Below are 20,842 nucleotides of genomic sequence, written 5' to 3'. Positions count from 1 at the left end.
ATGAATAAGTTAAAAAAAATGACGATAACTGCAGTTATTATTGCGATAACTACTTTAATAAGTAATATCGTTTTTATCCCAGTGGGATTTGCAAAAATTTTCCCTATCCAACATATGGCTAATGTATTAACCGCTATCCTATTGGGTCCGTTTTATTCAATTGCACAAGCATTTATCGTGTCAATCATCCGAAATTTCACAGGAACCGGCTCCCTATTTGCTTTTCCCGGAAGTATGATTGGTGCATTTCTATCAGGCTATTTGTTTATGAAAACAAGAAAGCTTAGTTGGGCGTTTACGGGTGAAGTTATTGGAACTGGCATTCTTGGGGCACTCGCAGCATATCCAGTAGCAAGGCTACTATTAGGAAAGAATGTAGCTTTATTTGGATTTATCCCTTCATTTATAGTTAGTTCCTTTGCAGGAGCACTAATTGCCATATTTTTAATGAAAGTATTATTACGAAATCAAACGTTTGGAGGAATCATTCATGAAAACAGCACTTACAATCGCAGGATCTGATTCAGGAGGTGGAGCTGGGATCCAAGCAGATATTAAAACATTTTCTTCCTTAGGTGTGTTTGGAATGTCGGTTATTACTGCAGTTACCGCCCAAAACACAATGGAAGTAAAATCTGTACAAATGATTGATTCACAAATAATCAGTGATCAAATATCTGCTATTTTCGACGACATTCATGTTGATGCAGTTAAAATTGGAATGCTCGGAACAAAAGAAAATATTGATGTGGTTGCAAAGGAATTGAATATATACCGTACAGAGCATATCATCCTCGATCCAGTCATGATATCAAAAGGTGGTCACCATTTATTACAGCAAAATGCGATAGATGCGTTAAAAGAAAAATTGCTTCCAATGGTGACATTAATTACACCTAATATACCTGAGGCTGAAAGTTTAACAGACAGTAAAATTTGGACGATTGAAGACATGTATACTGCCTGCCTCAAATTACAGGAACTCGGTGCCAAAAAAATTTTATTAAAGGGTGGCCATTTAGAAGGGGATCCAAATGATTTATTTTTTGACGGACATCACTTTACATGGTTGCCTGGGAAGAGAATTCATACGAAAAATGTTCATGGAACAGGGTGTACATTATCTTCAGCTATCACCGCTTTTGTTGCTCAGGAAGAACCCCTGTTGAGTGCAGTTAAGAAAGCAAAAGATTATATTACAATAGCAATTCAACATAGCTTAGAACTTGGCAGTGGACATGGTCCAACAAATCATTTTTACCATTTATATGAACGTGCTGGACTAGTAGACAATAAATAGCGGAGGGATTCCAATGGAAATTTCAAAAATGACACGGTTAATTTCATTAGTAAAAGAAAAAAAACCACTTATTCACCATATGACAAATGTGGTAACTATTAATGATTGTGCTAATGTCACACTTGCAATCGGAGCTTCACCAGTAATGGCGACAGAGATTAAAGAGGTAGAAGATATGATCCATCTAGCTGATGCACTAATTATCAATTTAGGAACGATTCATGATGTTGTTTTTGAATCCATGCTACATGCAGGGATTGCTGCTAATAAGAAAGGAATTCCAGTTATATTGGATCCTGTCGGTGTTGGCGCAACAAGTTATCGAACAGAACGATCTATGGAACTATTAGAAAAAGTAAAGATGGCTATCATCCGTGGGAATAGCAGTGAAATACATACATTAATTAATGGTACAGGTGGAACAAAGGGAGTCGATGCCGCTGATGGCTCTGTACCATCAATTGAAATAGCTCAGCAAGCTGCAAATACATTCCAATGTGTTGTTGGCATAAGTGGCAAAGTAGACGTTGTATCAAACGGAAGTAAGAACTATTATCTATCAAATGGGGATGAAAGATTAACAAGAATAACAGGTACAGGATGCATGTCTACTTCACTCATAGGCAGTTTTTCTGGCGTAACATCTGATTATTTAGGTGCCGCCATCACGGGAATGTCAATTATGTCACTTTCAGGGGAACGTGCAACGAAACACTTGGCAACAGATGGAGGGATTGGAACATATAAAATAAAGCTGATGGATGAAATCTATCGAATGAATGAGGAAGTTTTTGCTAAAGAGGTGAAAATTCATGAATGTTAATTACAATCTTTATTTAGTTACCGATGAACGAACCCCAATAGGCGAACTTTTATCAATTGTTGAAGAAGCTGTGCAAGGTGGTGTGACCATCGTTCAACTTCGTGAAAAGAATAGCGATGGACTCACATTTTATAAAAAAGCAAAACATTTAAAAGCGTTGTTAAAAAGCTATCAAGTGCCTCTAATTATAAATGATCGTGTAGATATTGCGTTAGCGGTAGGAGCTGATGGTATACATGTTGGTCAAGACGATATACCGCTTTCTGCCTTAAAGCGAATAGTTCCCAAGTCAATGATTATTGGTGTGTCTACGCAAACAATCGAGCAGGCCCAATTAGCTGAAAAAATTGGAGCTGATTATATTGGAATAGGGTCTGCTTTTCCAACTAAAACAAAACAAGATGCAACTGTGTTATCTATGGAAACCTTAAAAGCAATTAAAGATTCTGTAAATATACCAGCTGTAGCAATCGGAGGAATAACATTAGATAATTTTCATCAATTAAAAGAAATAAATTTTTCTGGAATTGCGGTAGTTTCTGCAATTATGAAGGCAAAAAACCCAAAGGAAGCAGCGAAAAAATTTTTTCAGTAAAAAAATAAATTTGCAATGTGCAAAATAGAGAGGGAGAATATGACAATGACGCAAGGGAAGCTATTTACCGATCGATTATATAGAAATGCTCAACCCATTTGGAATAAAAATCATCAACATCCATTTGTTCAAGGTATTGGTGACGGCTCTTTACCAATTGAACTTTTTGCTTATTATATGAAACAGGATTATGTGTATTTAATTGAGTATTCGAAGTTATTTGCAATAGGTACTCAAAAAGCAAAAGATTTACAAACAATGCAAAAATTTTCCCACTCATTACACTCAATTCTACATTTTGAAATGGACTTGCATAGAAAATATGCTAAAGAATTTGGGATATCTGAAGAGGAATTAGAACAGGTAAAACCAACACCTATAAATCTAGCTTATACAAATTATATGGTAAACGTATCACTAAATGGGTCATTAGCGGAAGTAGTTTCTTGTTTGCTTCCTTGTGCATGGGATTATTGGGAGATTGGTAAGCTTTTAAAAAAACAGCATCACCATCAAATAAAATCAAATCCGTATTCACATTGGATAGAAACTTATTCATCAGATGAGTTTGGATCGGTTGCCCTTTGGTTAATCAAGTTAATGAATCAATTAACTGAAGGAACTCGGGAACATGAACTGGTATCCTTAGAGAAACATTTTCAAATGACATCTCGCTTTGAATATATGTTCTGGGATATGGTCTATCACCAAGAAGAATGGCCATTATAAAGTTGTATTGTATGTATTTTTATTCGTTAAAAAAGTTGAATTTATGTTTAACATTGATATGAAACAGCTAGGGGATAACCCCTAGCTTATTTTAGTTCTCTTCCTGTTGCTCCAATTGCTTTATCGGTATTTGATTGATTATTATATTCCGGATCTGGATTTAATTGTTTTTGGTCCGTATCCTTTCCGAGATAACTCGACTTATGCTTTTCTTGTAGTTTATGAAATTTTTCGAAATTTTGATTAACCAAAGTTTGTCCCTCCTTTTGATTTATTTTCCTTTGATATGTAAAAAAGTATGTAAGTTAAATAAGATAAAAAAAAGTGGGACATCCCACTTTTTCAAGTAATGAAAAATATATTGATAAGTCCGTATAAAAAGAAGCTTGGGCACCCTCCATATTTTATGAAGGAAAAGGTTTATACATTCAGTTTCCCTAGTAAAGCCATAATTGCTTTAACAATTAAGACGATAGCGAACAGAATAACGGCACCTGCTCCAATGAATTCAACTACTGTAGCTAATGTCCCCGTAACAACTCCAAGCAGACTTAAGCCAAGTAACGCAAATCCAGCAACGATTGTAGCTAAAAACAATTGAACCATTGTTAACCACCTCCTTGTCATATTATATGTACAAACAAAAATAAGTGTGATTTTTAGAAGTAAAATTAATGATTGAACATACTTCATAATAGGCAAGATGCATATCCCTTTTTGCATAGGGCAAAACTACGAGAATAAATGATAAATACAAAAATGAGGGATGCTTGATGAAAAAATTACTATTTACACTCATAATTTTAACCTTTGCAATAATTACAAGTTCTTGTGGGACAAACAATGATAATAAAAACGAGCAAAAAAACCTTTATGACAAAATTAAAGACAAAGGAGTCGTAAACATTGGAACGGAAGGGACCTATTCACCATTTACCTATCACGACCAATCTGGAAAGCTTACAGGTTTTGATATCGACATTGCAAATGAGGTATTTAAACGATTAAAGATAAAACCTAAATATATTGAAACAAAATGGGACGGTATGATTGCAGGGTTAGATGCGAAACGTTATGACTTAGTTGCCAATGAAGTAGCTGTTCGAACGGATCGATTGAAAAAATATGATATGTCAGATCCATATATCGTCTCGAAAGCTGTTTTAATTGTAGGAAAAGATAATCATGACATAAAAACGTTAAATGACTTAAAAGGAAAAAAAGTAGGGCAGTCATTAGATAGTAATTATCGAAAAATTGCAGAAGACCATGGTGCAACAAATACGGTTGTAGATGGATTCAATCAATCAATTGATCTGATCACTTCAAAACGAATTGACGCAACAATAAACGATAGTCTTTCTTATTTAGATTTGAAAAAACACCAACCCAATTTGCCTATAAAAGTCGTCTATGAAGAAAAAAATGCGACGAGTAATGCTTTTCTTTTTCGGAAAAATTCAGATGAACTAGTGAAGGCTGTAAACGGAGCACTTGCAGATATGAAAAAAGATGGTACCTATTTGAAAATTTCAAAAAAATGGTTTGGCACAGATGTGTCGAAGTAAAGGGATCGATTAAAGATGTTCACAGATGAATCTACCATCCGAATACTCGGAATCCTGCGTGATTCCTTTTTTCCTATACTAAAAGCAGGCATATATTTTACTATTCCTCTTTCAATCATTACATTTATATTAGGAACGGTACTAGCATTTCTGATAGCGATTATTCGCATTTCTACAATTAAACCATTAATCTTACTCGCTAAATTTTATTTATGGATTTTTAGAGGGACCCCTTTACTCGTTCAATTGTTTATCCTTTTTTATGGATTGCCTAAATTAGGGGTTACGTTAGATCCGTTTCCTGCAGCAATCATCGGCTTCACCTTAAATGTGGGAGCATATAGTTCCGAAATTTTTCGGGCATCCATTTTATCTATTCCAAAAGGCCAATGGGAAGCAGCATACTCAATAGGGATGAAGAAATCCCAAGCGATGAGAAGAATTATATTACCACAAGCAATGCGTGTATCCTTGCCACCTTTAGGGAATTCTTTTATCAGTTTAGTGAAAGATACGTCACTTGCTGCAACGATAACTGTTACTGAAATGTTCCAAAAAAGTCAGCAAATCGTTGCTGCCACTTATGAGCCGCTTTGGCTATATATAGAAGTAGCTTTCATTTATTTACTATTTAGTACTGTGTTATCGTTTGGTCAATCTATGCTTGAAAGGCGATATAATCGAACGGTAGCAAAATAGTGGGGGACGAAGAATGATTTCTATCCAACAATTGCATAAACGTTTTCATGATTTAGAAGTTTTAAAAGGGATTACACTTTCAATCGAAAAAGGGCAAACTGCTGTTATCATTGGACCATCTGGTTCAGGAAAAACAACTCTTCTTCGTTGTTTAAATCTATTGGAGACTCCAGATAAAGGTTCACTTTCGATTGGAAATCGAAAACTGGAATTTCAAGAAAATAGAAAGATAAAGCTTCAAGAAATAATGGCTATTCGCAAACAAACAGGTATGGTTTTTCAAGGGTATAATTTGTTTCCGCATTTGACAGCACTGGAAAACATCATGGAAGGACAAGTTACAGTATTGAAACGTTCAAAGGCAGAAGCAAAGCAAAAAGCATTAGGATTGTTAGAAAAAGTAGGGCTAAAAGATCGTGGTGACATGTATCCACATCAACTTTCAGGTGGACAGCAGCAACGTGTTGGGATTGCACGAGCAATGGCGTTGGATCCCGAAGTCATATTATTTGATGAACCAACATCCGCCCTTGATCCTGAGCTTGTTGGAGAAGTGCTAAAAGTTATGAAAGATTTAGCAAATGAAGGAATGACTATGGTAGTTGTCACGCATGAAATGCAATTTGCACGAGATGTTGCCGATCAGGTGATATTTATGGATCAAGGGATAGTCGTTGAACAGGGCACTCCTAATGAAGTGTTTGGACAATCGAATAATCCTCGTCTTTTGCAATTTTTAAATAAGGTAAATGTAAGGTAACAATCCCAGCGGTGATGATATACATATCATTGCCTTTTTTTAATAGAATTTATGGTAATTACCGATTTTGTGTAAAAAAGAGAAAAAAATCGTCTATAATAGGTAATGCATCATTTTGTAAATGATACATACATTTTAGTAATAGAGAATGTTGGGGGAGAAAGATGTTCCAAATCATTAATCTTAAAAAGGTAAGAAAAATACTTAAAATCATTTTTTGGCTTATTTTTTTCGTTTATTTTTGCTATATGTTATACATTCTTTTCTTAGGTCGATATCGGATACCTGCAACACAAGAAAATTATAATATAATCCCATTTAAAACAATAAAAATGTATATTGATTACTATGACCATTTTAATTTTACTATTTGGTTTTCCAATCTATTCGGAAATGTTCTTGCCTTTATGCCGTTAGGTTTTCTTGCTCCTTTATTAATTAAACGATTGAACGGATTTTTAAAGGTTCTATTTTTATCATTTTTCACCACAGTCATTGTTGAATCGATCCAGCTAACCTATCATGTAGGCGGTTTTGATGTTGATGATATTATTTTAAATACAATTGGTGGTGTTCTAGGCTACTTAGTGTTTTTGCTTGTTTATACGAATATTAAAAGCCTTAGTAAAGGACACACCGAATTTACAAATATTCGGTAAGTATAAAAAAGATCATTGGACTCAAGAATATACATTGAGGTGAGTAATTTTGAGTAAAAGTAAAAAGAATTCTACTCCGAATCAAAATAAGGCGAAACCAAAGGCAAACATAAGACAGCCTAATAATCCTTTACCACAACCAAAAGATTATGAAGAAATAGAATACTAAAGAACAATAAAAAGGCGATGTAGAAATCGCCTTTTAATTATTTTAAAAAACAACAATAAGTAATGTTGGGTAAAAAATTTTATTTAGGAGAAAATAAATGAAACTATAGGAAAAAGGAGAAGTTGTCGTGTCTAATCAAAAATTAATCAATTTCTTAAATCAAGAATTATCTAATTTCTCTGTAATGTATATTAAACTTCATCGCTACCATTGGTTTGTACAAGGAAGACATTTTTTCCACTTACATAAATTATTTGAAGAATTATATACCGAAATGGCAGCAGATATAGATACACTTGCAGAAAGAATTCTTGCAATTGGGGGAAAGCCATTAGCAACAATGAGCAAATTTCTAGAAGAAACGACTCTTGTTGAGGCACAGGCGGATGACAAGGAAAATGAGCTTATTTCTCAATTAATCAGTGATTATGGGCAAATGGTAAGAGAATTGAATGAAACAGGAAGAAAGTTAGCTGAAGAGCAACAAGATCAACCGACAATTGATTTGTTAAACGAATTACAAGGAAAATTTGAAAAGCATATTTGGATGTTTAACGCTTATCTTGCTTATGAATAATAATTAATTAGCAAAAGGAAAGAAAAGAGGATTACTAATCCTGTTATTGGATGAAAATATTATATTTCATCCAATACTTTTTGGCTTTATGCAGATAATGATTTACTAGAACAACAAAGTAAGGTTAATTTAAAACTAAAAAGGACGTTTTCTATGATTGGCTTTATTATTGCGATTATCCTTTTTAATACAATTGCTTTTACTACCAACAAAAAACTTTCCCTAAATCAGATTATCCATATCTGGTGTTTCACAGTATCGCTGCAAATGATGGTGGATTTGTTTGTTGATGTGAAATATCAAGGTTATTGGTATTTTGATAAAGAAATTGAATGGACATCTATTCCTTCAATCGCATTAATCGTTCCCCCGGTTAATTTGATATTTCTAAATTGGTATCCAAATCAATCTCGATTATTTAAGCGAATTATATATTTTATTTGTTGGTATGTATTCATTTTAATTTATGAAAAGGTAGCTTTACTTCCTGAACCTTGGGGTTATTTTCATTATGGATGGTGGAATTTAGGGATCTCCGCAATCGTTGATCCGTTTCTACTTTTAATACTTATTATATTTTATAAATGGACATGTAAAATGGAAATGATGGTATGCCAGAGGAGAAATAACTAGTACTAGAAAGAAAAATTATTTAAGGGATGATATAAATGGAACTCTCCATTTTTATAGACGCAGCAATCATTCTACTTCTATCATTTTTTATGCTTAAGAGAAAAATTAATCCACTGGTAAATTTTTTTACTTTTATGATTTTGGAATTTTTAATAACAACTTATAGTTCTTTTCTTACTGTAAATTTAAGTTTGTGGAAAATTAGTGATGATATAGCATTGTTCATTATTTACCGAATTTATGTGGTCATCGTTACCCCTTTTTTATACCTATTGTATTTCAATGTGGTATTGAGAAGTGAACCCCCAATAAATAAATGGATTTATACGGTTATATTTACTGGAGTACTTTATGTTTTGGAATACTGGTTAAAAATATGGGGAGTAATAACCTATGAAAATTGGCATTATTGGGGGTCCTTTATTATACAGCTAGTCATTCTATCCATTGTTTACATTTTATTATTGTTCTTTCAAAAACAATTAAAATTAGAAGGGATAGAAAAATAAATGCTACCATTTCCACAAAAATTTGATCAAAACGAATGGTGTATTGTTATTTCAATTGTTATTTCATACGCCATAATATTATTCTTACCGAAACGTTTTCCATTAAGTATAACGATACTAATAATGTTATTTGGAACTACAGTTGCAAGGATCTCCGATTATTTATTAGCGATTTCAAAACTTGATTTGTATACTGTCATGGATACCGAAAAATATGAGTTATTTGACTTGATTACATATATTCTCTATGCTCCATTTGCGTATATATTTGTCTATGTCTATGACAAATATAATATAAAAGGTTATTGGGTACTTTTATATCTTCTAATATGCACGATAGGTGCGACATTTTACGAACATCTTAATAAGGTTTTACACGTATTTAATTATCATGGTTGGAAATTAATTTATTCCCAAAGTGTCTATTTGTTTGTTCAATGTATCGCATTACTTTTTTTTCACCTTATACGTAAACTGCATCGCAATTTAGGCACACAAACGAATAGGTGAAAAACGTCAACGCTTATTTTTTTTAATAAACCGAACGAGGAATATACCAATTACGATATAAATGATGACCATGATACTTAGGATTGGAATCCATATATTATTCAAAGTAGCTTCACTCCTTGGAAATTCTATAGTTATTGTATATCGAGAGCCACTATATTAAAAGGTAAAATACTGTGACAATTTCCTTTTACGCACACATTGATGTAATTGGTATTGATAAATATGTATGACCCACTGGAGGGGATGATTTTCAGTATTATTCAATGCAATGGAAAAAAATGAATGAATTAGCACCTAAGTATATAAAAAAGTCGTGTATTTGAACACGACTTTTTTCATTTATTATTAAAATACTGTTTCAATAAGTAAAAAGATATTTAATAAAATCACTAACGCTGCAACTATCCATGAAATGATCGTTGTTACACGATGGTTTGTAAGTCCTCCCATAAGCTTCTTATTACTTGTAAACATAATAAGCGGTACTAATGCAAAGGCAATACCAAATGATAAAACGACTTGACTCATGACTAATGCATTTGTTGGGTTCACACCAGAAATTATTATAGCAAGAGCAGGGATCATTGTTATCGCTCGTCGTAAATATAAGTTAATACGTACATTAATAAATCCTTGCATGACGACATCACCAGACATCGTCCCAACTGAAGAACTTGATAAGCCGGCAATTAGTAACCCAAGACCGAATGAAATCGCAGCTATTGGGCTGACATACTGGCCAAATTGATGGAATGCTACATCTAAATCTTCAACAACTAACCCATTTTTAAAAAATAATGCCGCTGAAACGATGAGCATACACATATTGATCGCTCCGGCAATAATCATTGCAATAATGATATCAATAAATTCGAATTTAAAGATTCTTTTCTTTTCTGCTTCATTTTTTCCAACAATTCTATTTTGTGTTAGTGAAGAGTGTAGGTAGATTGCATGTGGCATTACCGTCGCCCCTAAAATACCGGCAGCGAGTAAGATACTATCTACTCCTTCAAACTTAGGAGTAACCATTCCGCCTAGTACCGCTCCCATATCCGGTTTTGCTAAAAATGTTTGAAAAGCAAATGCGAGAACAACGATTAGTACCATTGCTGCAATTCCAGCTTCCAGAGAGCGAAAACCTCTTCTTTGTAATTCTAAAATCGCAAATGAACCTACCGCTGTAATAAGCGCAGCCGGGATCATCGGTATATCAAATAATAAATATAACCCGAGGGCAGCACCAATAAATTCAGCTAAATCTGTAGCGATAATAACCAATTCACTTTGAATCCATAAAAAGATGGAAACCCCTTTTGGAAAACGATCTCTTGCCACTTCAGGTAGATTTTTACCTGTCGCAATTCCTAATTTGGCCGATAATGATTGAATTAATACCGCCATTAGGTTAGAAAAAGCGATTACCCATAGTAAGAGGTAACCATACTTTGAACCCGCAGTAATATTTGTCGCGAAATTTCCAGGATCGATATAAGCGACAGCTGCAATAAATGCTGGACCTAAAAAAGGGAGAATTTTCTTTATCCCCGTTACCTCGCCCCTTAAGACAGCATCTGCAGATACCCTTGTTTTACTTATTTTTGGGATATATTTTTTATCTAATGTTTTATCACGCATCATTTGTTTCCTCCCCACCTAAATGTAAACCTTAAACAAAAAAGTTTCCTTAGGGAAAAATTAAGATTTGATACTATTTTATTCAATAATGATTAAAATGTAAACAATTTTTACTTATTATTTTACCCAATAACCTGGTTGTTTTCGTCAAATTATGACAATTTCAACATAGGAAATACCGGAAATTCATTTTTGATTAAGAAGAAAGCAGGATTTTAGAAAGATAATTACGAATATTTCATAGGAGAAAACGATTTATTTTACATAAAAGGAGATGATTCAATGGATAGAACGGGTTTAACCTTTTCAATCGAATCATTCACTGTCGAGCGGAGCAAAATTAAGGAATTTGCTTTAGCAATTGGTGACGACAATCCCATCTATTATGATTTTGAAGCAGCAAAAAAGGAAGGATTTAGGGATATTCCAATCCCTCCAACGTTTCCAACGGTCATTGAAATGTGGGGAGGTCTCGATTTTGAAACAATAATACGTAAACTTGATTTAAATCCACTAATGGTTCTACATGGTGAACAAGAATATGAATATTTTTCTGATATATATGCGGGTGATACCATTTCCTGTTTTGCAAAAGTTACTTCACATGTAGAAAAAAAGAGAATGGATTTAATAACAATTGAGAGTGTTTATAAACGAGAAGAGGAAGTCATTCTCATCAGTCGTTCAAATATTATCGAAAGAAAGGGCTGATCACATGCAGCATTTGGATACTGTTCATAAACCAATGATTACGCATACCCAGCTCGTTAAGTATGCAGGGGCGTCAGGCGATTTTAATCCGATTCATACAGTTGTCCCAATTGCAGAAAAAGCAGGGTTAGGTGATGTAATTGCACATGGGATGTTAATTATGGGTATGGCAGGGGAGGCTTTAGGTAAATGGTTCCCTAGAAAAAATTTACGTAAATTTAAAGTACGCTTTTCTTCGATGACGAAACCAGGTGAAAGTTTATCGATTGAAGGAAGGATCGTCGAGGAAATAGAAGTGGATGGAGAATTAAGATATGTAGGCAAATTATTTGTAAAAAATAGCGACGGGGAAACAAAATTAAAAGGAGAATTTCATGTTAAGAAGGAGCGTGAAGAAGGATGATGTTAAATAATCAGACGGCTATCGTCACAGGTTCTGGTCGAGGTGTTGGAAGAGCAGTAGCAAATTTAATGGCCGAACAAGGGGCGAACGTAGTCATTTCCGATCTTGATCAAGAGCATGCAAATGCAGTCGTTACCGAAATTATAGAAAAGGGCGGTCATGCTGTTTCTTTTCCGGGTGATGTGACAAGTGATCATTTTGCTGAAAATATTATTGAGACAGCAGTAACAACCTTTGGCGGGCTAGACATATTAGTAAATAATGCCGGATATACTTGGGATGGCATGGTTCATAAAATGAGTGATGAACAATTTCAAGCAATGCTAGATATCCACTTAATTGCACCATTTAAATTGATTCGTGCAGCTGCACCGTATATGAGAAAAGAGGTAGGAAGTGAAATATATCGCAAAATAGTGAATGTATCCTCTGTGGCAGGTGTGATGGGGAATATCGGTCAAGCTAATTATGCTGCTGCAAAAGCCGGGCTCATTGGTTTGACTAAAACAGTCGCCAAAGAATGGGGAGCATATAATGTAAATTGTAATGCTGTAGCTTTTGGTTTAATCGATACACGTCTAACACAATCGAAGGAAAAAGGGGAATCTTTTAATGGTGTTTCATTAGGAATACCCGAAAAAGTAAGAAAAATGTTTGAACATTCAATCCCGCAACAACGAGCAGGTACTCCCGAAGAAGCAGCATCTGCAATTCTTTATTTAGCCTCACCACTAGCAAATTATGTGAATGGGCAAGTGTTACACATTAATGGAGGTATGTATACTTAATTAAGAGGTGGATATAATGTACAACTTATTGATTGCAGACAAGGACGAATTTGAAGCTAAAGGAATGAAGTGGCTAATTGAATCTTCCATCTCTAATGTCAATGTTAAATTAGCACATAACCTAATTGATTCGGTAATGATTCTTGAAAACGAACAGCCTGATATTTTTATATATGAAACGAATATCGGAATAGGGGAAGAATTACTGAAGGCGATTAAGATTAATCAACCAAACATTATCTCTATAACGATGGAGGCAACATTCGAGGCAGCCAAAAAAGCAATTGATATAGGTACTAAATTCCTATTAATTAAACCCTTTTCACCACAGGAACTATTAAATAATATCAATTTAATTATTCGAGAACTTGAACGGCAAACTAAAGATAAACTAGAAAGAATCTTTAATACCGATAAGCAAAATGTAGTATATGAACATTTATTCTTAGACGAAAGTTCATTTATCGAGCCCTATGTATTTGTCGCTTTTCAACCAGAAAAAGTAAGTATACTTCCAAAGTTAAACCAATATTTAAAAGAATATCTCTTTCCAATTACTCCAATGATCTTTCCATTAAGTGATATGACGATTTGTCTATTTAATTCACAAGCGGAACTAGATTGGAATTCTCTATGTAAGCGTTTTATGTATGATTGGGATCAATTTGAAAGCGAATCTATTGTCATTATTATTAATTTAGAGGAGAATCCATACTTATCATTACACGAAAAATATTTACATACGAAAAAAATGACTGAGGTTACTTTTTTTGTAGGTTATCGGCAGGTTTTAGAGTTTACGAGTGAATTGCAATGGAAATTTATCGACCCATTTTTAACACCAAGCGAGCAAAAGCAATGGATAAGCTATTTAAATGAAGGGAATAAAGAGGAGATTTCAAGCTTTTTATCCCGGGAATTTTTGCAATTTACCGATCCATTTCCGGATCCAAGTTTACTCCGTATTCGTTTAACGAGCATATTAGCACAAATTCGAAGGCACATGAAATCCACTAATCTAGATCATAAATTATATGAGGAAGAATACTTAACGATTTTTGATACGATATTATATGAATCTATCATTTTTCGTATCATTCAAAAACTAATTATTTTTACCTCGAAAATAATAGATGCAGCTGCCGATATAAGCAAAAATTCATATACAGATACCATTGAGAAATGTATAAAATATATGGAATTGAATTATTGGAAAAAAGACTTTGCTTTAAGTGATTTGTCTACTTTTGTTGGCAGGAATTCAACCTATTTAAGCCATTTATTCGTTGAAAAAACAAAGAAAACATTTCGGGAATGCTTAACTGATATAAGAATAAAAGAAGCAAAAAAACTCCTTATTGAGACCGACATGGTTGTGAAAGAAATTGCCTCATTAACCGGGTTTCAAAATCAATACTATTTTTCGAGAGTTTTTAAAAACAGTGTCGGTATGCCTCCAAAGCAATTTCGAACGAAGGAGTCTTTGGAACACTTTTCTCGTTCTTAATTATGAGATAAAGTAAGAGCGAGTTCATTTTAAAGAACTCGCTCTTTTTGACATTATTCTTTATATCCTGTGTTAGCTTTTACAATTACTTCCGCAAAACGTTTTACATCTTGCTTTTTCGAAACAACCGTACCAACATACGCTCCGATAAACCCTAATGGAACCGAAATGATGGCGGGATTCGTTAAAGATATTAGTGGCTCCCCGACAAAAATCGCCGCACCTTCAATGGGGGAGAATACATTTGGACTAACAATAACAAGGATTAATGATGACAATAAACCGGAAAGCATTCCAGTAATAGCACCTGCCGTATTAAATTTTTTCCAATAAATCGTAAAGATGATTACTGGAAGGTTAGCGCTCGCTGCGACACAAAATGCTAGAGAAACAAGAAATGCTACATTCATTTTTTGAGCGAACAATGCTAATAAAATGGATAAAACAGCGACTCCGATGGAAGCGTATTTAGCAGCGAGCATTTGCTTTTTCTCTGTCACTTTTCCTTTTTTTATGATCTGTGCATAGATATCATGTGCAAATGCGGAAGCTCCTGATAAAACTAACCCCGCCACAACTGCTAAAATCGTTGCAAAAGCAACGGCAGATACGAAGGACATTAGAAAATCGCCGCCAAGTTCACCTGCAAGTAATGGTGCCGCCATATTTCCAGCTGCATTTGCTTCTTTGATCGTATCAAATCCAACAAAGTATGCTGCACCAAAACCAAGGAAAATGGTTAATACATAAAAAATACCGATGATCCATGTAGCGGTAACAACAGAACTTCTTGCTGTTTTCGCATCCTTTACAGTAAAAAATCGCATTAAAATATGTGGTAAACCCGCAGTACCAAGAACGAGTGCAAGCATTAAGGAAATCGTATCTAATGGTACTTTATATTTTACGCCTGGTTTTAAGTAGTCTGCTCCGAGTGGTGTGGCCGTTTTCATTTCACTAAACATATCAAAAATATTGAAATGGAATTTCGCCAAAACGATAAAAGAAATGATAATCGTACCAATCATTAACAATACAGCTTTAATAATTTGAACCCAACTTGTAGCGGTCATACCTCCGAAAAGGACATAAACCGTCATCATAATTCCAACTATTAAAACAGCAATCCAATAATCGATTCCAAATAATAATTGAATAAGCGCACCCGCACCAACTAATTGCGCGATCATATAGAAAATAACAATGGTAATTGTATTTAACGCTGCAACGCCACGTACTTTTTTTGCATCAAATCGGGAATTAATCATATCAGCTAAAGTATACTTACCCAAATTTCTAAGTGGTTCAGCTACGATAAACATAACGACTAAATATGCGATTAAAAACCCTATACTATAAAAAAATCCATCGAAACCGCTTAAAGCGATCATTCCAGCAATCCCGAGAAATGATGCTGCAGATAGATAATCACCGGCTATTGCCAATCCATTTTGCCAGCCGGTTAACCCACCACCGGCAGTATAAAATTCACTTGTTGTTTTTGTTCGTTTGGCAGCATAATAGGTAATTACTAGCGTCACTCCAACAATAATTAAAAATAGAATAATAACAGTAGGACTCATGCACCTTTTTCTCCTTTTTCAAAGTTTTCTTCAATAATTTCGTTTGCTAGCTTATCAAAAAATGATGCTTTTTTTACGTAAACGATACAAAGAACCCAAGTCATGATAAATTGTGCAAAAGCAAAAACCCATGCCCAAGAAATATCTCCGAATGCATTATTATTGAGGACTGTTGAGTAGGATGTTAGTACAGGTAAAGCAAAATAAAATACTAAGAAGAAAATGGTTAATGGCACGATGAATTTTTTCTTTGAGGTTATTAAATTTTTAAATCCATTGCTTTCTGTAATCTTTTCATAATCAATTCGTTTTTGCATGTTTTTCCCCAATGTCGACACTCCTTTATTTGTAATTTCTCCCACAATATAATCGTAAAGTAAATAAAACAAACTTGTCAACATAATATTAAGATAATTCTGAATCTATTAAAAGCTATAGCATTCACGATTTAAGTTTGTAAATAAACATGAAATAAATATTTTACAAAAATGATTATTTACTTGGAAAACAGCTAAACAAAGAATATAAAATTATAAAAATAGCATAAAAATATAAAGATTAAAACAAATATTTTAAAAATTTCCAAACCAATACAAAATAAGTATAAAAGAACGAATATTATTTTATCTCTTTACTGAATTTTTTGTCTTTATAATATAGATATAACAATGTATGAGGAGGAATTTAAATGAAAACGGATACAAAGAGGGAAATCCATCAATACAAAGGTTCTGAATTACATGCTAAAGGCTGGGTCCAGGAAGCAGCTTTAAGAATGTTAATGAACAATTTAGATAAAGATGTAGCGGAAAGACCTGAAGATCTTGTCGTTTACGGGGGAATTGGTAAAGCTGCACGGAACTGGGACTGCTATGATGCCATCGTAAAAACATTACATGAATTAGAATCTGATGAAACATTACTTGTACAATCCGGGAAACCTGTTGCTGTATTCAAAACCCATACAGATGCGCCACGAGTTCTAATTGCAAACTCCAATCTAGTACCTGCTTGGGCAAACTGGGATACGTTTCATGAGTTAGATAAAAAAGGTTTAATGATGTATGGTCAAATGACGGCAGGAAGCTGGATTTATATTGGTAGCCAAGGGATTGTTCAAGGAACATATGAGACGTTTGCTGAATTAGCTAAGCAGCATTTTGGTGAATCACTAAAGCAAACAATAACAGTAACAGCAGGACTTGGAGGAATGGGTGGTGCACAACCGTTAGCTGTTACAATGGCAGAAGGGGTTTGTATTGCGATTGAAGTTGATGAAACAAGAATTGACCGCCGAATTGAAACTCGCTACTTAGATGTGAAGACGAAATCTTTAGAAGAAGCTATTCAATTAGCAAAAGAAGCAAAGGCAGAAGGTAAAGCATTATCCATTGGTTTATTAGGTAATGCAGCCGAAATTTTGCCACAAATGATTGCACTTGGATTTATTCCGGATGTTCTAACCGATCAAACATCGGCACATGATCCATTAAATGGATATATCCCGATTGGGTATAGTTTAGAGGAAGCAGCGCAACTTCGAAATGAACATCCCGAGGAATATGTAAAAAAATCTAAAGCAAGTATGGCGGAACATGTGAAATCAATGCTTATCATGCAAGAAAAAGGAGCCATCACTTTTGATTACGGTAACAATATTCGTCAAGTAGCAAAGGATGAAGGTGTTGAGAACGCCTTTAATTTTCCGGGATTCGTACCAGCATATATTCGCCCACAGTTTTGTGAAGGAAAAGGCCCATTCCGTTGGGTAGCATTATCAGGTGATCCTGAGGATATTTATAAAACAGATGAAGTCATTTTACGCGAATTTAGTGACAATAAGCATTTGTGCAACTGGATTAAAATGGCTAGAGAAAAAATTCAATTTCAAGGACTGCCGTCACGTATTTGCTGGCTTGGCTATGGAGAACGTGCGAAATTTGGAAAAATTATTAATGACATGGTAGCAAGTGGTGAGTTAAAGGCCCCAATTGTTATTGGGCGTGATCATTTAGATTCAGGTTCTGTTGCTTCACCAAATCGTGAAACAGAAGGCATGAAGGACGGTAGTGATGCAGTAGCAGATTGGCCAATATTAAACGCAATGATTAATGCGGTAGGTGGAGCAAGCTGGGTATCGGTTCATCATGGCGGTGGTGTTGGAATGGGCTACTCCTTACATGCGGGTATGGTCATCGTTGCGGATGGAACGAAAGAAGCAGAGAAGCGACTAGAACGCGTATTAACGACTGATCCTGGAATGGGTGTTGTTCGTCATGTTGATGCAGGTTATGATTTAGCTATTAAAACAGCGAAGGAAAAAGGGATCCACATCCCAATGCTTGAATCAACGAAGAAATAAGGAGGGACTAAATTGTCAGATAAACCAATTTTTATTAAACATGCAAATGAATTAATTACAGTAGCTGGTGGATCGGATAAACCATTTAAAAGAGAAGAGATGAATAATCTTCGTATTGTCAAAGATGGCGGACTTTGGATAGAGAATGGACAGATTATCGCTGTTGGAACAACTGAAGAAATACAAAGCAAATATAGCGATCGTTTGAATGAATCAATTATTGTAAATGCGACTGGAAAAATCGTATTACCAGGTTTGATTGATCCCCATACACATCTTGTCTATGCAGGAAGTCGTGAAAATGAGTTTAATATGCGATTAAATGGTGCGACCTATATGGAAATCATGAATAATGGCGGTGGAATTCACGCTACGACGACAAGGACGCGTGCAGCTTCCTATGAAGAACTGCTTTCAGAAAGCAAAGCAAGACTAGATTCATTTTTAAAACATGGAGTAACGACCGTTGAAGCAAAAAGTGGCTATGGTTTAGATTGGGATACGGAAAAAAAACAACTAGAAGTAGCAAAGCAACTAAATGAAGAACATGTAATTGATGTTGTCCGGACATTTATGGGTGCCCATGCTGTACCTGCAAATTATAAAGAAAATCCAGATGAATTTGTAAGAATCGTAATCGAAGAAATGCTTCCTCAAGTGGCAAAAGAAAATTTAGCTGAATTTAATGATGTCTTTTGTGAAAGAGGAGTTTTTACACCTGAACAAAGTCGCAAAATTCTTGAAGCGGGTAAAACATATGGTCTTATTCCTAAAATACATGCAGACGAAATTGAACCATATGAGGGAGCTGAGTTAGCAGCTGAAGTTGGGGCCATTTCTGCCGAGCATTTATTAAGAGCGTCAGATAATGGAATAAAAAAGATGGCTGAAAAAGAGGTAATTGGGGTACTTTTACCTGGGACAGCATTCTTTTTAATGGCGGAATCAGCAAGAGGAAGAAAGATGATAGATGAAGGAGTACCAGTTGCACTTTCTACGGATTGTAATCCTGGCTCATCACCGACAACCTCACTTCCATTTATTATGAATCTAGCATGTATGAAAATGGGTATGACACCGGCCGAAGCAATCACAGCTTGTACTATAAATGCGGCACATGCGATTAATCGCAGTAAAGAAATAGGCAGCATTGAAGTTGGTAAAAAAGCTGATATCGTTATGATGAATGTGCCAAATTATATGCAGCTTCAGTATCATTATGGAATGAACCATACGGATATGGTTATCAAAAATGGAAAAATTGTAGTTGAGAGTGGTCAATTATGCTGAAAATTATCAACCAGTTACCAATAGATAGTCCATCTTTTTCCTGGAAGAAAACAACTCCTGGTAAGGATGTTAAAGTCAATGAATGGATTCAATCTATTCATCATTTAGATAAAGATGAGAAACAAAATGATTGGGATATCGTATTAATGGGTGTTCCACTTTCACGGTCATCTATTAGTGCTTCAGGAGCATCTGAATTTCCTGAGTGGTTTAGGCGATCATGGAAAGGTTTTAACACTTATAATTTAGATGAAGAATTGGATTTACGTGATTTAAAAGTCATCGATATTGGTGATGTGCAAATGCATTATACTGACATTCTATTAAGCCACCAATATATTAAAGATGCTTTTCATGGTGTGACGAAGGAACTCGCGCATTCTTTCCCAGTAACAATTGGTGGGGACCATTCGATCACAGCCATGCTTGTTAAAGGCTTGAAAGAAACGTATCCAAATGAAGAGATAGGGATACTCCAATTGGATACGCATTTTGATCTTCGTGATTTAAAGGATCACGGACCGACAAATGGTACACCTATCCGAAATTTGATAGAGAGTGGAACAATCAAAGGGGAAAATGTTTATAACATTGGTTTGCATGGATTTTTCAACGCTCCGTCATTAGTAGAATATGCCAAAGAATATGGTGTGAATTATATTACCTTAACTAAAGCGAGAAGAAATGGTATACGGGAGACCGTAGAAGAAGCACTACAAGTATTAGCAAAAAAAGTTGACCGAATATATTTAACAGTAGATATGGATGTATTAGATATTGCCTATGCACCTGGAGTTCCGGCTTCAACACCTGGTGGCATGAGAACGGATGAATTATTTGAAGCAGTCTTTGCAGCCGGGCTTCATCCAAAGGTTGGGGCAATGGACATCGTTTGCCTTGATCCGACACGTGATGGTACTGTTCAGCCCACTGTCAAAGCGGGAACACATGTGTTTCTTTCATTTTTATCAGGCGTTTATAAAAGAAAGAAGTAAGAGTTCTAAAGGCTTCTCTCATAGAGAGAAG

General features: G+C 34.9%; 24 protein-coding genes. 19 read left to right on the top strand and 5 right to left on the bottom strand.

The window, feature by feature from the left end; all coding sequences use genetic code 11:
* The 5 genes from thiW to tenA are packed head-to-tail and all read left to right on the top strand — an operon-like array spanning window position 1 to window position 3,447.
* Window positions 1-522 (top strand): energy coupling factor transporter S component ThiW, encoded by a 522-nt coding sequence (gene thiW, locus B5V89_RS09375; RefSeq protein WP_066229494.1) that lies wholly within the window; start codon window positions 1-3, stop codon window positions 520-522.
* Window positions 491-1,300: a bifunctional hydroxymethylpyrimidine kinase/phosphomethylpyrimidine kinase gene (gene thiD / locus B5V89_RS09370; RefSeq protein WP_108071631.1), complete on the top strand. Its 810-nt coding sequence runs from the start codon at window positions 491-493 to the stop codon at window positions 1,298-1,300. The genes thiW and thiD overlap by 32 nt, the downstream gene beginning before the upstream one ends.
* Before the next feature lie 13 nt (window positions 1,301-1,313).
* Window positions 1,314-2,123: a hydroxyethylthiazole kinase gene (gene thiM / locus B5V89_RS09365; RefSeq protein ID WP_108071629.1), complete on the top strand. Its 810-nt coding sequence runs from the start codon at window positions 1,314-1,316 to the stop codon at window positions 2,121-2,123.
* Complete coding sequence (gene thiE, locus B5V89_RS09360) at window positions 2,113-2,718, top strand: thiamine phosphate synthase (protein WP_108071627.1); 606 nt, start codon at window positions 2,113-2,115, stop codon at window positions 2,716-2,718. Before thiM ends, thiE begins: the two co-directional genes overlap by 11 nt.
* Before the next feature lie 39 nt (window positions 2,719-2,757).
* Window positions 2,758-3,447 (top strand): thiaminase II, encoded by a 690-nt coding sequence (gene tenA / locus B5V89_RS09355; RefSeq protein ID WP_066229482.1) that lies wholly within the window; start codon window positions 2,758-2,760, stop codon window positions 3,445-3,447.
* Between the two features lie 86 nt (window positions 3,448-3,533).
* Here the strand turns inward: tenA and B5V89_RS20075 are convergent, their stop codons facing one another.
* Window positions 3,534-3,698: a hypothetical protein gene (locus tag B5V89_RS20075; RefSeq protein WP_181294639.1), complete on the bottom strand. Its 165-nt coding sequence runs from the start codon at window positions 3,696-3,698 to the stop codon at window positions 3,534-3,536.
* 169 nt (window positions 3,699-3,867) lie between these two features.
* Window positions 3,868-4,053 carry a hypothetical protein gene (locus B5V89_RS09350; protein WP_108071625.1) on the bottom strand — a complete coding sequence of 62 codons (186 nt, stop codon included), beginning with the start codon at window positions 4,051-4,053 and terminating at the stop codon, window positions 3,868-3,870.
* 167 nt (window positions 4,054-4,220) lie between these two features.
* Here B5V89_RS09350 and B5V89_RS09345 point away from each other — a divergent pair, with 167 nt between their 5' ends.
* From B5V89_RS09345 to B5V89_RS09310, 7 genes are all read left to right on the top strand, one after another.
* On the top strand, window positions 4,221-5,015 hold the full coding sequence (locus B5V89_RS09345) for an amino acid ABC transporter substrate-binding protein (protein WP_108071623.1): 795 nt from the start codon (window positions 4,221-4,223) through the stop codon (window positions 5,013-5,015).
* A 15-nt stretch (window positions 5,016-5,030) separates the two neighbouring features.
* Window positions 5,031-5,714 (top strand): amino acid ABC transporter permease, encoded by a 684-nt coding sequence (locus tag B5V89_RS09340; protein WP_066229474.1) that lies wholly within the window; start codon window positions 5,031-5,033, stop codon window positions 5,712-5,714.
* 13 nt (window positions 5,715-5,727) lie between these two features.
* Window positions 5,728-6,474, top strand: a complete 747-nt coding sequence (locus B5V89_RS09335; protein WP_108071621.1) for an amino acid ABC transporter ATP-binding protein — start codon at window positions 5,728-5,730, stop codon at window positions 6,472-6,474.
* A gap of 164 nt (window positions 6,475-6,638) precedes the next feature.
* On the top strand, window positions 6,639-7,133 hold the full coding sequence (locus tag B5V89_RS09330; protein WP_066229464.1) for a VanZ family protein: 495 nt from the start codon (window positions 6,639-6,641) through the stop codon (window positions 7,131-7,133).
* Between the two features lie 296 nt (window positions 7,134-7,429).
* On the top strand, window positions 7,430-7,879 hold the full coding sequence (locus B5V89_RS09325) for a Dps family protein (protein WP_084347525.1): 450 nt from the start codon (window positions 7,430-7,432) through the stop codon (window positions 7,877-7,879).
* A gap of 153 nt (window positions 7,880-8,032) precedes the next feature.
* On the top strand, window positions 8,033-8,512 hold the full coding sequence (locus B5V89_RS09320) for a hypothetical protein (protein ID WP_108071619.1): 480 nt from the start codon (window positions 8,033-8,035) through the stop codon (window positions 8,510-8,512).
* A gap of 509 nt (window positions 8,513-9,021) precedes the next feature.
* The gene (locus B5V89_RS09310; protein WP_108071615.1) at window positions 9,022-9,531 is read left to right on the top strand and encodes a hypothetical protein; all 510 of its coding nucleotides are present in this window, start codon (window positions 9,022-9,024) and stop codon (window positions 9,529-9,531) included.
* A gap of 348 nt (window positions 9,532-9,879) precedes the next feature.
* Here B5V89_RS09310 and B5V89_RS09305 read toward each other — a convergent pair whose 3' ends face one another.
* A complete protein-coding gene (locus tag B5V89_RS09305; RefSeq protein ID WP_107920651.1) occupies window positions 9,880-11,172 on the bottom strand; it encodes an Nramp family divalent metal transporter in 1,293 nt (430 codons plus the stop codon).
* A gap of 282 nt (window positions 11,173-11,454) precedes the next feature.
* On the opposite strand from B5V89_RS09305, the gene B5V89_RS09300 reads away from it, so the two are divergent.
* From B5V89_RS09300 to B5V89_RS09285, 4 genes are read left to right on the top strand one after another with little or no spacing between them, the layout of a single operon-like run.
* Window positions 11,455-11,883 (top strand): FAS1-like dehydratase domain-containing protein, encoded by a 429-nt coding sequence (locus B5V89_RS09300; protein ID WP_108071613.1) that lies wholly within the window; start codon window positions 11,455-11,457, stop codon window positions 11,881-11,883.
* Window positions 11,884-11,887: 4 nt separating this feature from the next.
* Window positions 11,888-12,286, top strand: coding sequence for a MaoC/PaaZ C-terminal domain-containing protein (locus B5V89_RS09295; RefSeq protein ID WP_108071611.1), 399 nt, complete (start codon window positions 11,888-11,890; stop codon window positions 12,284-12,286).
* A complete protein-coding gene (locus tag B5V89_RS09290) occupies window positions 12,283-13,074 on the top strand; it encodes an SDR family NAD(P)-dependent oxidoreductase (RefSeq protein ID WP_108071609.1) in 792 nt (263 codons plus the stop codon). Before B5V89_RS09295 ends, B5V89_RS09290 begins: the two co-directional genes overlap by 4 nt.
* A gap of 16 nt (window positions 13,075-13,090) precedes the next feature.
* Window positions 13,091-14,581, top strand: coding sequence for a helix-turn-helix domain-containing protein (locus B5V89_RS09285; protein WP_108071607.1), 1,491 nt, complete (start codon window positions 13,091-13,093; stop codon window positions 14,579-14,581).
* Between the two features lie 53 nt (window positions 14,582-14,634).
* Here the strand turns inward: B5V89_RS09285 and B5V89_RS09280 are convergent, their stop codons facing one another.
* Window positions 14,635-16,164, bottom strand: coding sequence for a solute symporter family protein (locus B5V89_RS09280; RefSeq protein WP_066229440.1), 1,530 nt, complete (start codon window positions 16,162-16,164; stop codon window positions 14,635-14,637).
* Window positions 16,161-16,481 carry a DUF485 domain-containing protein gene (locus tag B5V89_RS09275; protein ID WP_066229603.1) on the bottom strand — a complete coding sequence of 107 codons (321 nt, stop codon included), beginning with the start codon at window positions 16,479-16,481 and terminating at the stop codon, window positions 16,161-16,163. The genes B5V89_RS09280 and B5V89_RS09275 overlap by 4 nt, the downstream gene beginning before the upstream one ends.
* 371 nt (window positions 16,482-16,852) lie before the next feature.
* Between B5V89_RS09275 and hutU the strand changes: the two genes are divergently transcribed.
* Genes hutU through B5V89_RS09260 form a run of 3 tightly spaced genes read left to right on the top strand, consistent with a single transcriptional unit; the run spans window position 16,853 to window position 20,811 of the window.
* Window positions 16,853-18,526 (top strand): urocanate hydratase, encoded by a 1,674-nt coding sequence (gene hutU / locus B5V89_RS09270; RefSeq protein WP_066229437.1) that lies wholly within the window; start codon window positions 16,853-16,855, stop codon window positions 18,524-18,526.
* Between the two features lie 12 nt (window positions 18,527-18,538).
* Window positions 18,539-19,816 (top strand): imidazolonepropionase, encoded by a 1,278-nt coding sequence (hutI, locus tag B5V89_RS09265; RefSeq protein WP_066229434.1) that lies wholly within the window; start codon window positions 18,539-18,541, stop codon window positions 19,814-19,816.
* Window positions 19,810-20,811 (top strand): agmatinase family protein, encoded by a 1,002-nt coding sequence (locus B5V89_RS09260; RefSeq protein WP_108071605.1) that lies wholly within the window; start codon window positions 19,810-19,812, stop codon window positions 20,809-20,811. Before hutI ends, B5V89_RS09260 begins: the two co-directional genes overlap by 7 nt.
* The last annotated feature ends 31 nt before the right edge of the window (window positions 20,812-20,842 follow it).

It is taken from the genome of Heyndrickxia sporothermodurans (genome assembly GCF_003055045.1).
Lineage (GTDB): Bacteria > Bacillota > Bacilli > Bacillales > Bacillaceae_C > Heyndrickxia > Heyndrickxia sporothermodurans.
Note: the sequence above shows the minus strand (reverse complement) of the source record. Positions and strands in the feature narration are given on the sequence as shown.